Source organism: Mycoplasma sp. 13536 (assembly GCF_055523495.1).
In genome coordinates, this window is the sequence record NZ_JBVFVC010000001.1 from 712221 (window position 1) to 728539 (window position 16319).

10 protein-coding genes are annotated in these 16319 nt (G+C 27.9%); 7 read left to right on the forward strand and 3 right to left on the reverse strand.

Annotated elements, in window-relative coordinates:
- Nucleotides 1-8 precede the first annotated feature (8 nt).
- The 7 genes from AC0B4N_RS02890 (at nt 9) to AC0B4N_RS02920 (ending at nt 12185) form a co-directional block, all read left to right on the forward strand.
- Nucleotides 9-2024: an MIP family Ig-specific serine endopeptidase gene (locus AC0B4N_RS02890; RefSeq protein WP_465102359.1), complete on the forward strand. Its 2016-nt coding sequence runs from the start codon at nt 9-11 to the stop codon at nt 2022-2024.
- Nucleotides 2024-4507, forward strand: a complete 2484-nt coding sequence (mip, locus tag AC0B4N_RS02895; RefSeq protein ID WP_465102360.1) for an Ig-specific serine endopeptidase MIP — start codon at nt 2024-2026, stop codon at nt 4505-4507. The genes AC0B4N_RS02890 and mip (AC0B4N_RS02895) overlap by 1 nt, the downstream gene beginning before the upstream one ends.
- A 30-nt stretch (nt 4508-4537) precedes the next feature.
- The gene (gene mip, locus AC0B4N_RS02900) at nt 4538-6970 is read left to right on the forward strand and encodes an Ig-specific serine endopeptidase MIP (RefSeq protein ID WP_465102361.1); all 2433 of its coding nucleotides are present in this window, start codon (nt 4538-4540) and stop codon (nt 6968-6970) included.
- Between the two features lie 84 nt (nt 6971-7054).
- Nucleotides 7055-7753 (forward strand): NERD domain-containing protein, encoded by a 699-nt coding sequence (locus AC0B4N_RS02905; RefSeq protein WP_465102362.1) that lies wholly within the window; start codon nt 7055-7057, stop codon nt 7751-7753.
- The gene (locus tag AC0B4N_RS02910) at nt 7737-9887 is read left to right on the forward strand and encodes a helix-hairpin-helix domain-containing protein (protein WP_465102363.1); all 2151 of its coding nucleotides are present in this window, start codon (nt 7737-7739) and stop codon (nt 9885-9887) included. Before AC0B4N_RS02905 ends, AC0B4N_RS02910 begins: the two co-directional genes overlap by 17 nt.
- 37 nt (nt 9888-9924) lie before the next feature.
- Nucleotides 9925-11751, forward strand: a complete 1827-nt coding sequence (mnmG, locus tag AC0B4N_RS02915; protein WP_465102364.1) for a tRNA uridine-5-carboxymethylaminomethyl(34) synthesis enzyme MnmG — start codon at nt 9925-9927, stop codon at nt 11749-11751.
- Nucleotides 11751-12185, forward strand: a complete 435-nt coding sequence (locus tag AC0B4N_RS02920; protein WP_465102365.1) for a 23S rRNA (pseudouridine(1915)-N(3))-methyltransferase RlmH — start codon at nt 11751-11753, stop codon at nt 12183-12185. Before mnmG ends, AC0B4N_RS02920 begins: the two co-directional genes overlap by 1 nt.
- A 23-nt stretch (nt 12186-12208) precedes the next feature.
- On the opposite strand, the gene AC0B4N_RS02925 is transcribed toward AC0B4N_RS02920, so the two are convergent.
- From AC0B4N_RS02925 to AC0B4N_RS02935, 3 genes are all read right to left on the reverse strand, one after another.
- Nucleotides 12209-12928 (reverse strand): class I SAM-dependent methyltransferase, encoded by a 720-nt coding sequence (locus AC0B4N_RS02925; protein WP_465102366.1) that lies wholly within the window; start codon nt 12926-12928, stop codon nt 12209-12211.
- A gap of 1 nt (nt 12929) precedes the next feature.
- Nucleotides 12930-14654: an LppA-related lipoprotein gene (locus AC0B4N_RS02930; RefSeq protein ID WP_465102367.1), complete on the reverse strand. Its 1725-nt coding sequence runs from the start codon at nt 14652-14654 to the stop codon at nt 12930-12932.
- 234 nt (nt 14655-14888) lie between these two features.
- Nucleotides 14889-16073: an IS30 family transposase gene (locus AC0B4N_RS02935; RefSeq protein WP_465102368.1), complete on the reverse strand. Its 1185-nt coding sequence runs from the start codon at nt 16071-16073 to the stop codon at nt 14889-14891.
- Nucleotides 16074-16319: the final 246 nt, after the last annotated feature.

Sequence of the window (16319 nt, forward strand, 5' to 3'; positions counted from 1 at the left end):
ATAATTATATGAAAAAGATTAATAAGAAATTTAAAAATGTTTTAGCATTAACTTTAGCAACTTCAATCATGCCAGTGATTGTATCATGTGGTACAACTGACGCACCTGAAAGAGGTGCATCAGACAATACTCAATTAAAAGCTGATATTAATGCATACATCTTAAGATTAAATACACAAACATCATTCCAATACAAACGTAATTTGGAAACAGCTTCAACTACCGAAGATTTAACTCGTTTAAAAAATCAAATTACTGAATATTGAAATAAATTAGTAACCGAAACACAAAGTGCAATTGATAAAGTTACTGATACACAAATTAAAACCCAATTAACAACTGAATTTAATGGATTTAAAAATTCTAATACATCAACAGAATTAAACTTTAATTCATTAAAACAAAGAGCTAAAGATCAAGAAAATAAAGAAAAAAATCCTAATTCTAACACAAACCCAGGAGGATCAAATACAAATAATAATTCAGACCCAAATAATGGACAGGGTCATACAGCAAATCCTGGACAACCTGGTGAGCCAACACAAAACCCACAAGAATTAGAAGCCTTGAAACAAGAAATTAGAGCTTTAATCCAACAATTACCTGATGATAACAGACAAAAAGGTGTTTTTGGTCTTCGTATAGAATTTAGTCAAACTAAACAACAACTCGAAACCTTGAAAACTGACGTTCAAAACGCTATTAAAGAAGAACAAGAAGCAGCCCAAGATACAAGTCCAACCGAAACTAGAACATTTAGTTTCAAAAAAATATCTCAAGAACAAGCTATTGAAAAATTAAAAGACCGTAGTTTTTCAATTGGATATGGTTATAAAAACAAAGGTGAACAGGTTTACTCAAATTATGATGGAACAGGTTGATTACTTGATTATGCATTTGATAATAATCAGACCAAACAAAACCTAATTTTATTTTTAGCAACTAATTTACACGTTCATAATAGACAAGCAAACACTTTTGAAGGAACTGCTGATAAAGGTAAATTTTTAGAATACGAAACAACTGAAGATTCAAAAAACACTAACTTCTTTTTAGGTGTTCCAAAATCAAATATTAATACTGCTCCAATTAAAAATAAACAAATTCCAAGTATTGAAACAAATATACCTAAATTGTATTCTAACTTACCTGATTCAGTTACTGACAAACAAAAATCAACACCAATTGGAGATATCTTAGGAAATCCAAAAACAGTATTTGCTGCAATTGATATTTTTGATTCAACTTCAAATAATCAACTTAAACAAACAGCGAGTGTAAGACCTAATGATGAATTTACTGACCAAAAACTTGGAATTGATTTTGCAGTATTCGCTGTTGAAATCAAATATTCTTCATTAAATAATTCAGAACATAAAGAATTGAAAGAACACATTGATAAAGCAATTAAATCATTTGATGAGGATTTAAAATCGTTAAAACATGATGGAGATACTTTATATATCCCATTTGACTATGCTTCTTCATATCAAAAAAATAATCGTAGAGCTTTAAAACCTGAAAGAATTTATATTGGTGGATATCCTAAAGCTAGTGATCTTGGATCTGTATTTATGACTAATACTTCAACTGATTTAAACCACGATATTACATACAGAAATAATACATTCACAAACAATTTAACCGTTTCACATGTATTTGATTCAAAAAGAGCAACAGTTCCTTTTGGCTACAGTTTCAATGTTGATAATTCTTCACTATACTATGGTGCCAGTGGTTCAATGGTGCTTAATGAATATGGAGTTCCTGTAGGTATTTATTCAACAGTTGATAATACTGATGGTGCATCAGATTTATCAAAACGTGGTGGATTTATCCAGCTAATTATGACCCAAGATAATCCAGCTACAAACTTTGCATACAACCTTATTGACGGAAGTGATAAATCCAAATATCCAAAACAAGAAAAATCATATCGTCAAAATCTTGCTAAACTTACAACTTTAACATCTAAATACCCTAAAACAGCTTTATTCCCTGAAGGAATAATTAAAAACAGCTAATGAAAAAGAAATTTTTTCTTAATTTAGGTTCAATTTTAAGTATTGTAAGTTTTGGAGCATTGGTTTCTTGTGGCACAAGTGACCCAGTGCAAAACCCCGAACCTGTTAAACCAAATCATGATCCAGGCAATGACACAGGACATGACTCCACTGGAACTATAAATACTAACGGTGATTTTGAAGCCTTTAAAACATCAATTGCTAACAAAACTTTTAGTGATTTATTTAAAATAACTGGAACAAGTTTTGGTTTAGATGATATTAAAGCTAATTTTACTAAAGAGCAATTCATTGAAAAAGTTGTTTCTGGTGATTTAAAGGTTACTTTAAAAAATGATGATACAACGTTAAAAATTGTTAATGCTGTATCAGTTGAAAACCAAAATAGAGCTGCACTAATTTTTGCTTATAAAAATAATTCAAATAACTTAGTTCAATTTGATATTGATGGCTTTCTTGACAAAAATAGTAATTCACTATCAACAAATAACAATCAACCAGTTAGTGACTGAACAATCTACCGAGAATCAACCCAACAAGAGCGATATGATCAAGACATGAAAGCATATGATCAATTACTCGCAAGTGGAGCACAAGCTCGTGAATTAGGCGCAACAACTCAAACCAAAGAACAGTATGATAAATTAGCTAAAGAATTAAACTTAGCAAATTATGATCGCTCAAACTTGTTAGGTTTTACGATTCCTAAATATGATGCAGATGGAAAGATTTTAGGTCTTGACATGAAACTGCAAGAACAAGGGAAAGCAGATTCATGAGTTGATAGTTATGGAAGAATTAAAGGTTTAAATGCTGGTTTGGCTCGGACAATTACTAACCAAACTTATTCTAATATGGCCTTATCTTCATATAACCTTAAATTAACAAACTGAGCCGTTTCTGCTCATGAAGCTGATCGATTAATTGCCAAAGAAATTTTCGTTCCAGATCCTTTTGTTCATGAATATTTAATTAAAATGTTGTCAAATCAGGAAATTAAAAATGATTTACTTGAAAAATTAAAGCGTAATTATGATGATGCCGATACAGTTGTGGTAATTCACGATAAGGCCTTTGAACAATTAGCTTCTGAAATTGGGCTTTATCCTGCACGTCAAAGATATGAAGATGAATTCAATAAACACAGAAGATCTTTATTAATTGACAAAATTAACAAAACAACATTAAATAAAAAAATTAAAGACAAACTTATTTCTACTGTTAACCACGCAAAAAGAAACGAAAACTTTAACCATTTACAACATTTATGAGAAAGTTTTACACCTAATGCAGGTACCGCTTGAATTATGGACTATGAATTGCCAAAAGACGGTAAATATCCAACTAAATGATATTTTGCAACTAACCTGCACGTTATTGATGCAATGGACCAAATTCATTTTAAAAACTTTCAATTAACTGTTTTACATGAAGAAATGACTTCACTATACAATAAATTACGTACAATTCCATTAGATGATCGTTTCAAATCATATGACTTTAATGACGATAATTCAAAGGCAATTACAAGAATTTTTGATGGCCGCGATTATTTAACTAAGGATCCAGTAGATTTTTTAGCTGACAAAACTTTTGATAAAAAAGAATTTATTGATATTGCAATTTTTGAAATAGACTTTGAAAAAACCAACTACACAGAAGAAGATATTAAATTTATAACAAATAATTATGCTAATAAAGATGATCGTAAGATCTCATTTGTTAACTATGATTATTTAAATCAATATTCAAAAATTGATATACCTTTAGCTACACGTAATATTGAAGATCTTAAAAAATATGATAATTTATACATCTTAGGTTATCCAAAAACTAAAACAGATCATTTTGAAGATTACTTTATTGACCAATATGAAGACAAGACTCTTTATGAACAACAATGGTTTACATATAGTTTATGAACCAATGCTTCTTATGACCTTTATAAAAAACCTGGGCCAACTGATGATGAAAAATCTAAAACAACTTATGAATTAGGTTATGGACTTTCTTACACCCTAGGTTATCGTACATTCACTGATAAACCTGGAGTTGTTGATCAGTTTATATCTGCTCCAATCATTGGATCTGCTCCATATACCTCACCACAAGATGATAAACAATATGTCGCAATGAACCTAGCTTATGCACCACGTCGCTATATCCCAGGAGGAGGTGCAAGTGGTTCGCAGGTAAGAATTCAAGATAACAAGGTTGTTGGAATTTTCCATAGTGTTAATCAATATGCAGGATCTGGTCTTGCCGCCGCTTTCAGAAGTGATGGATTTGATTATAAAGGGTTATATGGTGAATATAATTTACCTCAATATGATGTAATTTATGGGACTGGTAAAGATCAAAAAAATTCATATCGAAATGAAATGCTTAAAGCAGGTAAAGGAAATACTTGATTATTCAAAAATGGATTTAATTTAGAAAATGTTCCTGAAGAATTTAAATTTAAGCCAACAATAAATAATTAATAAACATAAAAAAAATACAAATGAGGCAAAATGAAAAAGAAATATACTTTACTTTTTTCTTCACTTAGTTCTTTAGGATTTTTAACAACTGCTTTATCATGTGCTAATAAAGAACCTACTCCTGAAGATGGCAAACCTAAAACAGGTGATACAAACTCCAAACCAAAAGAAGAATTAACCTTTGCACAATTTTCTGAATCTCTTAAAGGCAAGGACTTTGACCAACTTTTTAAAGTAGAAGGTTCATTTGTTGATCCAAATAACTATAAAGAAAACTTTAATAAAAATGATTTTTCTTCAAAAGTTGTTACTGGTGAAGTTAAAATAAATTTAAAAGATGGTAATACTGACCTAAAAGTTTTAAATTCAATTGCATCAGATACTGATAATAGTGTTGAAATTATCTTTATATATAAAGATAATATTAACGATACTTTAAAATATCGAGTTAATGGATTTAAACAACAAAGTTATATTATTCAACCACCTAAAAAATCTGATTCAGAATGGAGTAAATATCTAAATGCAACTCAGCAAGAGCGTTATGAAAAAGATATGGTTGATTATGATAGAGGCCTTGCATTAAATACTGAATTAAGAAATACAAATATTACACAGGAAACAAAGGCTCAATTTGATGCGAAAGCTAAGGAATTAAATTTACCTACTTACGATCGTTCAAACCGCTTAGGAATGACTATCCCAAGTTATGATGAACAAGGTAATTTTAAAGGTTTGGATTTAAAACTAACTGAAACAGGTAAGGGTTCTTCATGGGTAGATTCACATACTAAAGAAAGTCATCTTAATAAAGGATTAGCACGCACAATTACAAATGAAACATATTCAAATATTTCGCTTCAATCCTATCAATTTAAAATAAGTAATTGAAGTATTTCAAAAGATCCTAAGCAACGTGCTATTGCTAGTGAATTATTAAAAAACGATGCAGATTTAACAGTCTTTATCAATATGATTAATAATGCACAAGAAAAAGAACGTATCCTTGGAGTTTATTCACGCCACAACGATAATCAAGGTGTTATTAAACAATTAATTGAGCAAACCTTTAACTTATTAATTGCTGAAAATGATTATCAAGAAGCTGTGAAAAAATACCGTGATTATGTTAAAGGTCACCAAGATAAAGTCATTGCAAGAGTAAAAGCAAATACTGAATTACAAGAATCAGTTAAAGAAAAGCTAATTTCGAAAATTAGTGAAGAAGATGACTTTAATAAACTACAAAATTATCCTAATACTCATTCACCTTTTTCAGGAACGGCCTGAATTATGGATTATGAATTAACTAGCGATGGTTCATATCCAAAAAAATGATATTTTGCAACTAATTTGCACGTCATTGATGGTGCTAATGATGCATTAGATAGCTTTCAATTAACTGTCTTAGACAAAAATACTCCTTCTTTATACCAAAAATTACAAACAATTCATTTTGACGATCGTTTTAAATCTTATAATTTCTCAGATCAAAACAAAGATGCTTTTAGCCGTATTTTTGATGGAAGAGATTATTTAAAATTAGATCCAAAAGACTATATTGCAGATAAAAGTCAAGATTTAAAAGAATATATGGATTTTGCAATATTTGAAATTGACTTTAGTAAAACTGATTATACTGAGGAGCAAATTAAAGCATTAACCAATGATTATGCTAATTTAGAAGATAATAAAAAAGTTTCATTTGCTAATTATGATTATTTATCAAAATATGAAAAAATCGATTGACCTTTAGCCACAGATGATTTTAAGAGCGTTTTAACTAACTATGATAATTTATATATTCTTGGTTTTCCTGCCACTCAATCACAAGGTTTTTTAGACTTTTTCTTAGATAATTACCAAGATGAAAATTTACTAAGTGTTGCATTATATACATATAGTTTATGGACTAATGCTGCTTATGATTTATATCAAAAGCTGCCAACTAAAGATGAACGTTCACAAATTGTATATAAGTTAGGATATAATTTATCTTACAACCTTGGATACCGTACTTTTACAAATAAACCTGGAGTTGTAGATCAATTTTTATCTAATCCAGTTACTGGAAGTGGTCCATATCGTTCAAGTCAAGATAATAATCAATATGTAGCAATGAATTTAGCATACTTGCCTCGTCGCTATGTACCAGGAGGCGGTGCTTCAGGATCCTCAGTACGTACTCAAGAAAATAAGGTTGTTGCGATCTTCCATAGTGCCAATTTAACAGCATCAACTGGTGTTGCAGCAGCTCTTCGTTCAAGTGGTTTTAATTATCAAGGATTATATGGTTCATACAATTTACCTCAATACGACGTAATTTATGGAACTGGAAAAGATCAACAAAATTCATACCGTGATGCGATGCTTAAAGCAAACAAAGGTAATACTTGATTATTTAAAAATGGTTTTGCATTAGAAAATGTACCTGAAGAATACAAATTTGCAGATGCAAATTAACATCTATAATAAAAAAACATTTAGTTCAACTAAATGTTTTTTATCCTTAATATTTTAAAATATTTGTTAAAGTTAGGAAAAAATATGAATCAACAACAATTTCTTATTATAATAATAACATTAATTACACTCTTTTCAATTGGGGTTATAATTTATTTCAGTTTATTTGTTTTACATAAATATATTCATAATATAAAAAGTAAGAAAAAAGGTTTTTTATTTGAAGATTCAATTAATAATAAAATTAAAAAAATACTTAAAAATACCAATTTTAATTTTATCCCAGGTGGAGCTTATAAGTTTGATAAAGTATTATATGAAGTTGATTCGATCTTTTTTAATGAATCAATGTTAGTATGCTCTGAATACAAATACTTTCAAGGTGTTTTATCAGGTGATGCAAATGCTCCTGAACTTAATTTAAGTAAAGGAAAAAACAAAAAATTTAAAACCAAAAATCCAATAGTACAAAACGAAATACACATTAAGAATATTTTCAAAACGACAAATAAGCATATTTCATATGCATCATTAATTGTTTTTCCCGATGAATTAAAACTAGAAATAAGTAATATTCCACAACATGTAATTATTGCTAATATGAGTAATCTCGAAGCAAAACTTTTAGAACTAAGTCACGAAGCAACTAAATTGCCTCAAAGTATTAATATCAAAGAATTTAATAATACACTTAAAGCATTTGAAATTTCAACTTTAGCTGAAAAATTATATTTTAGAAACAAAGTTATGAAACAAAGGAGAAAATATGAATCAAAATCTTAATATCGCTCAAAAAAGTATTCAAACAACAGCAAGCGAACTATCATTAACGACTAACCAAGTAAACTTAGTATTAGAGATGCTTTCTAATGGTGATACCGTACCATTTATTGCCAGGTATCGCCAAAATCTCACAAAAGGACTAAACGAAGAACAAATTTATCAAATTGACAAATTGTATAAATATCACGAAGCATTAAACAAACGTAAAGAGGCAATTATCAATATCTTAGATGAAAAAAAACTCTTAACTGATGAATTATTAGCAAAAATAAATCAAATTACATTTAAAAGTGATTTAGAATCATTATATGAACCTTTTAAAGTAGGTAAAAAAACCAAGGCGACTCAAGCAATAAATTTAGGATTAGAACTTTTAGCATTAAGTATTTTTAAAAATAAAAATCCAATATTTAATATTGCTCAAGAGGCCTCTAAATATTTATCTGATAAAATACCAAATATTGAGTTTGCATTAGAACAGGCTAATTATATTATTGCCCAATGAATTTCACAAGACACTCAAATAAAAATTGAAATTAAAAAGCGCATTTATACTTATGGAATACTTAAAACCAATGCTAAAAAAAATAAAAACGACGAAAAAGAAAAATTCAAACTTTATTATGATTTTAAAATGCCCCTTAAATATTTAAAAAATCATAATGTTTTAGCTATTAATAGAGCTGTTAATTTAAATATTGTTTCATTATCGTTTGAATATAATTTTGACAATTTTGTTTCATATATTTTGTATATGGTGGATCGCAAAAAAATCAATCATAAGAATTTAAAACCAGCAATTATTGATTCTTTAAACCGTTTAATACTTCCATCAGTTGAGCGCGAAATTTTCAACGAATTATTTGCCAAAGCCGAAACATCTGCAATCGAAATTTTTTCTAATTCAGTTGAAAAATTATTAAATACTCCTGCAATTGATAATGTTAATGTTTTATCAATTGACCCAGGCTTTAAAAATGGTTGCAAGGTTGCCGTATTAAATAAAAATGGAGATGTTTTAGAAGTTATTAAAATTTTTCCAAATGAACCTTATAAAGATATAGAAAAAGCACAGCAAGTTATCCTTAAAGCAGTTCAAAAGCACCAAATTGACATAATTGTAATTGGTAATGGAACTGCATCAAGGGAAACTGAAAAGTTTATTTCTGATTTAATTGCCAAATATAAGTTAACTAACCTTAAATATACAATTGTCTCTGAAGTTGGGGCTAGTGTTTATTCTGCTTCAAAGATAGCTATTGAAGAATTCCCTAATTTATCTGTTGAAGAACGTAGTGCAATTAATATTGGGCGAAAATTTTTATATCCATTAAACGAATATGTGAAAATTGATCCTAAATCAATTGGGGTTGGCCAATACCAACATGATGTAAATCAAAAAGAATTAGACAATTATCTAACTTTTAAAGTGCAAAAAGTAGTTAATAAAGTTGGTGTTGATATTAACCTGGCAACCAAAGAAATTTTAACTTACATTTCAGGACTTTCAAATAAACATGCTCAAAATATCGTGCAACATAGACGTGAAAATGGTGATTTTACAAACCGCAGCGATTTATTAAATGTTAAAGGTATTGGTGAAAAAACCTACGAGCAAGCCGTTGGTTTTCTAAGAATTTTTAATTCAAATAATTTTTTAGACAAAACCATAATCCATCCCGATTTATACCCCCTTGCCTTTAAAATAATCAAACAATATAACTTAGAGCCTAAAGATAGTGGGATAAACCTTGAGCATTTAGATATAGAAATGATTACTAAAGAGTTTAATGCTGATTATTATGATGTTAAATTAATTTTAGAAGCACTGTCAACGAGTGTTCAACCAATTAAACGCGATAAAACAGGCTTTATTTTAAAAAGTTCGATTATTAATTTTGAGGATTTATCAGAAAGCCAAGAAATAACTGGCTTTATTGAAAACATTACTGATTTTGGAATTTTTGCTTACATCGGATTAAAAGAAAGTTTATTTATTCCAACTAAAGAGTTAAACCTTACAAATAATTTAAGTCAATATGAAACTTTTGCCCCTGGCCAACTAATCAATGCTATTATTACTGTTTTAGATAAAGACAAAAAACGTATTAGTGGAAAGTTAATAAGTTATTAACCTTCTTAATTAAATATTTGGTAAAATTTAATTAATTATGAATAATACTAAATACGATGCAATAATAGTTGGTGGTGGCCATGCTGGAGTGGAAGCAACCTTTGCTTTAGCAAACAAAGGACATAAAGTTGCTTTAATATCATTTGATTTAAATAAGTTAGCAATGATGCCATGTAATCCATCAATTGGAGGACCTGCCAAGGGAATAATAACGCGGGAAATTGATGCATTAGGAGGGATGCAAGGATATTTTTCGGATCTATCCATGATTCAAATTAAAATGCTTAATGAATCAAAAGGCCCAGCAGTTCGTGCATTAAGGGCACAAATTGATAAAGAAAAATATTCTTATATTATCAAACAAGCCCTTTTAGCTCATCCAAATATAACTTTAATCCAAGCAACAGTTGAAGAAATTTTAGTAAACAAAGATAAAGAATTTTATGGTGTAAAATTATGAAGTGGGATGATGTTAGAAGCAAAAACAGCTGTTATTACTACTGGAACATATATGAACTCACGTATTTTAAGGGGACAAGATATCACAATTAGTGGTCCGGATAATCAAAAAACTACCCCTAAATTAAGCCAATCGTTGTTAAACCATGGTTTAGAACTACAACGTCTCAAAACAGGAACACCTCCTCGGGTTTATGCATCTTCAATTGATTTTAGTCAAGTTGAAAAAGAAAACTTAGATGATACATATTTAACTTTTTCAAACCGTTCTGGAGTTAAATTAAATGAGCAAATTTCATGTTATTTAACTTATACTAATGAAACAACTCACCAAATTATCGAACAAAATATTAATAAATCTTCAATGTATTCAGGTTTAATCGAAGGGATAGGACCAAGATATTGTCCAAGTGTTGAAGATAAAGTAATGCGTTTTAGAGATAAAAATAGGCATCAAATCTTTTTTGAACCTGAAACAGCTGATGGAAGCATTATTTATGTAAATGGATTGTCAACTTCAATGCCAATTGAAGTTCAAGAAAAGATGCTTAAAACAATTCCTGGTTTACAAAATGCAAAAGTTCAAAAATGAGGTTACGCAATTGAATATGATGCCCTTAACCCTTTGCAAATTTCAAATACTTTAGAATCAAAAATAATTAAAAACTTATTTACTGCAGGTCAAATCAACGGAACTAGCGGTTATGAGGAAGCTGCTGCTCAAGGTTTAATTGCAGGTATTAATGCAGGTCAAAAAATTGAACAAAAAGAAGCACTTGTCTTAAATCGTTCAGATGCTTATATTGGTGTTTTAATAGATGATTTAGTAACTAAAGGAACTAAAGAACCATACAGAATGCTTACTTCAAGGGCTGAATATCGTTTATTATTAAGAAATGATAATCCTGATATTCGCTTAGCAAAATATGGATATCAAGTTGGGCTTTTAACTAAAGAGCATTACAAAAATGTTTTAAATAAATATCAATTAATTGATCAAAAAATTCAAGAATTAAATACTAAATTTGTTTCATCTAAAAGTGAATTAGCCAAAAAATATCAAATTGAAAACGGAGTTTCACTTCTTAAGGTAATTTCACGTCCTGAAGTAGATGCTAAAGATATTTTAGGCGATTTTGAATATAAAAATGAATTAGTAACTATTGTACGCCTTGATGGTTATATTAAAAAACAAGAATCTTTAGCACAAAAAATGGCTAAATTAGACAATTTTAAAATACCATCTGATTTAGATTATAATTTAGTTACAAATTTAGCCACTGAAGCTAAGCAAAAACTCATGCTTATAAAGCCTACAACAATTGGACAAGCATCAAGAATTTCAGGAATTAACCCTTCTGATATTCAAATGTTAATGTTTTATATTTCAACAAAGAAAAAATAATGAAATTAAATATTATAGCAGTAGGATCATTATCTAAAGAATACCAAGTTATTTTTAATGGCTACTTAAAAAAAGTTAATTACTTTACTAAAGTAAATGTAATTGAAATTAAAGAACAAAAAATCGATAATATAGAATTAAAAAAAAGCAAGGAAACACAGTTAATTTTTGAAAAAATTCCTAAAAATTCCATGGTAATCTATTTATCATTACATGGTAAAAAAATGGATTCATTATCCTTTTCAAGTTATATTACTAACCTTGATAATATTACTTTTGTAATTGGCGGATCAAATGGTGTAATTGAAGATAAATTTAAAACTAAAATAAATTTCTCAGATTTAACGTTTCCACACCAATTATTTAGGATAATGTTAATTGAACAAATTTACCGAGCGTATACAATTAAACATAATATTACTTATCATAAATAAAAATAGAGTAAATTTAATTTACTCTATTTTTTCAATATTCAAAAATTAGTATTATCAGAAAATTCAAGTACTTTTTGCGATTCTTTAAAATATTTATCCCGCTCGAGTATTTCTAAAATTTCAAAATTAGTATGGTTTTTAATTAGATTTCTTAATTCATTAGTTGAATATAAATGCATAAAGTCTCAAAATCCTTCTTCATTTTGAAATACATAATCGCCATATTCTTTAAATTGAAATTCAGTACAATTCCTAAAGTTAGTTTGATATCTTTGATGATATTCTAATTCATTTCGGGTATGTGCTGTGAATATGTAAATGCCCCCAGGTTTTAACACTCTGTATATTTCTTTTAGTGCATTAATTCTGCTTTTGAAATTAACAATTCCAGGCCAACCATTAAATGAAAAAAAGACAAAATCAAACAAGTTATCACTAAATGATAAATTAGTTGCATCTTGGTGATAAAACTTAATATCAAACTTTATGATTTGATTAATTTCATTACATTTATTAATCATTTCTTTGGATATATCTATACCTTTTATGTTTTTTCAACCAAGCTTATATAATCAAAAAGTAGTTCTTCCCGTCCCGCATCCTAAATCTAATATTTTAGAATTTTTAGCAACATATTTATTAATTAAAAATTCTTCAGATTTCCATAATCCTACGTCTAAAATACTCATAGCATATTTATCAACTGTTTCTTGATTACTAAAGGCTCTTTTAGAATTATGCAATTTACTCCTGGATTAACTGATACGTAAAAGATTTAGTAATCCCTTCAGTTGCAAATTCAAAGGAATCTAAATTAGTAAACCCAGATGAAATAAATGGTAATAACGAATATTCTATATTAAATTTAATTATGAATTTGCCTTCATTTAATGATAATGTTACGTTAGATATATTAAGGTAATCATTATTAAATTTAGTTAAAAAGGGGTAAATTGAATAATTTCCTTGAAAGGCAAAGGTATCAGTTATTTTTAGTAAGTTATTTACATTTGATACTTGATAAATATCATTATTCATATCAAAAACTAAAGAATTAAATAAAGCGTTTTTTAAAGTCCGCTGTTCAAAAGTACTAAACTCGCTTGTTATATCAATTTGACCATTAATTTCCTGGTTAGCATATTTAGCAAAAATATCCTCATTTAGTTTTTTGGCTAGTTTTGTATATTTTTTTAGATTTATATTAAAATCTTCAGAATTAATTGCAAATTTATAATCATTAATGTTTTTATTAAATGATGCAAAATTATCAAAACTAATTGTTTTAGTTACGTCTGGGTATTTATTTTGTTCAACTGATTCAGAGCGATCGAAAATATCAATTTGCAATGTTAGACTACCTTCTATATCATTTGCATTAATTCCAGATATTTTAAAATTATATTTTTCTTGATCTTTTTGATTAACTTTTAAGAATAAATAAGGAAGTGAAGGGTTAAAAACAATATTAGGATCTTTAAAATATTCATTTTCTTTTTTATTTGCAAGTGATTCAAAAGCATAAGTACTTGCAAGCGAATTTTTTTGAAGGTTAGTTTGAACTTGATCATTTTTATTTCAAAGTAAAAAAGCACCAACTAAAGATGGAAAAAGATTTAAAAAATTATTATAACTTTTAGTTTCTTGCTTTGTAATAAAATCATATTTTGGATTACTATTTTTAGGTGAACTTGAAGTTTTAAATCCGCTTAAAGAGTATTTTAAAACTTTAAATTTATTAGTATTTTTTAAAGTAAATTTAAGATTTATATCTTTAATTGTTCCTTTTTCGTTATCTATATTTAATAATTCATAAGATTCTAAAATAATAGTATATTTTTCATATATATCACTTGGGACTTGTAATAAACTTATTATTGAATTAGAATTATCTTTTATAAATGTTTTATACGATAATGCATCGTAATCTTGATATTTTTTAATATTTAAATTAATATTCAAATTTAAAGTATTTAAATCACTAAAATCTGGTTCTTTTAAAGTGTCTAATCCGGAATCTTTTTCTGGATCTGAATTGTTATTTTCATCATCGGGTTTACTAGGCTTATCATTATTTTCTATAGCTTTATTATTTTTATTAATATTTTCATTATTTTGGTCAGTCTGGTTTATATTTGAAGGTGATGTGCCTAGATTTGTATCAGTTTCATTTGCAGGATTTTGAGAATTATTATTTGCTACATTATTATCTTTCGAACTTGGATCCTCTTGTTTTTTAGGTGCTTGTTTGTCTTCAAATGGCTTATCTATGTTTTTTTTAATATCATCAGTTTTAACAACTGGATTAATAGTTTTTTCTTTTTCTAGATCTTCCTTTTTACCTATTATTGCAGGGGGAATATCTGGTTTTTTAGGTTTATTTTTATTGACATTATTGCAAGAAGCAACTACTACAAGTGGCATAATTGTAAGTAGGGATTTTACTAATTTGGAATATTTAAATTTCATAAATTAATTATAAACCTTTTCAAAATTTTCTAATATTTTTTTATATTGTTTTTTGGAAAAGTCACTTGCGAGATGTTAACAAAATAATTGTCTTTTAATTTTAACATAATTTTTAGATAAAAAAATGTATGCGAAAACAGAAAACACGGCAGTGTTTTCTCGTCGGTTTTGCTTACTTTTGCCAAAAGTAAGGCCCCTTTGATTGCAATCAAAGGCGGGGGATTAAAAAAAATTTTAGGTTATCTTATATTGCCGTACAACTTGTCGATAGTTATTTATTTTTTCCATCATATAATCAATTTCTTGCTGAGAGTATTTATCTAAGCTTTTTCCTTTGGGAATGTAATACCTAATTAAGCGGTGCATATTTTCTATTGAACCTTTTTGTCATGAACTATATGGTTGGCATTTAAATAGTCTTTCAGTTGGAATAACCTGGTGCAATAAGACATTTTCACTACCATTATCAACTGTTAAAGTTTTAATGTCTAAGTTATGTTTCTTGATTAGCTTTAGAAGAGTTTGTTTTATAGCTTTGGAGTTGCGTTTTGAGAGCATAGCATAAGACATTCTGGTTTGCCGTTCAATTATGGTTACAATACAATATGTATCATTGATTGTACCAATAACGGTGTCTAATTCAAAATGGCCGTGTTCAGAGCGATCATTAATATAAGCTGGACGTTTTGAAATTTCTGTAGCATATTTTAATGTTTTAGGTTTGGTTTGTTTTTTCTTCCTTATGCCATATTTGCCTTCAGATTTTTTAACAATGTGGTCAAATTCAAGGAAATAAGGGTATTTTTTGATTATTTTATAAATTGTACTAGGTGAAGGAGCAAATTCATCAGGGGATAATTTTTTAAAAGAATTCACAAGATAGGTAACTGATTTCTTAACTTCTTTTTGCTGCAAATTCTTTTTATTTCTATTTTTATTGTATGTATTAAGCTCACTATACCAATATTTTCTGTAGGCCTTTCATTTCTCTTTAATTGCATCACTTACAAAAAAGAGTCGCGAAAATGAATAACCTAATAAATGTTCGTATAGTTTAGTAAAATTAAGGGTTTTAACCCGCATTACTCTTTTTGAACACTTAGCACAAACATAGCGATTGTGTTTATCTAAACTAAGTGGTTTGCGATTTGTAATAATTTGGATTTTACTTTTTATACTTCGAATGTCTCTGTTAGAAATCTTAGCTACTTCTTGGATTGAGAAGCCTTCAGAAAGTTCTTGTAAAATATTAAAAAGTTGTTCTAGATCGATTTGATCTGATCGTAATTTTCGATGCGACTCAAGAGCTCCTTGCATTTTCAAGATAGTGTTGTAATTCTCTTCAATTTTAAAATGTTGATATTTATTTTCTTTTCGATATTTGTCAAAAACACAAATATATTTTTCTAAATTTTTCATATAATTTTAAGGTCTCCTTTCATTTTTTTAAAATTTATTAATACAACTATTTTATTACAAGGCAGACAAAAACAATGTCACATGCAAAAAAACTTGCATGTGACATTTCCAATTAATATATTTTTTTATATCAAAAACAATGAATAAAAAACAAATAATTTTATTTACTAAATTTAACAAATATAGTAAAATTATATTACTTTTGTAATATTTTAATTTATTATGCAAAAGTTTATTTTATTTTTA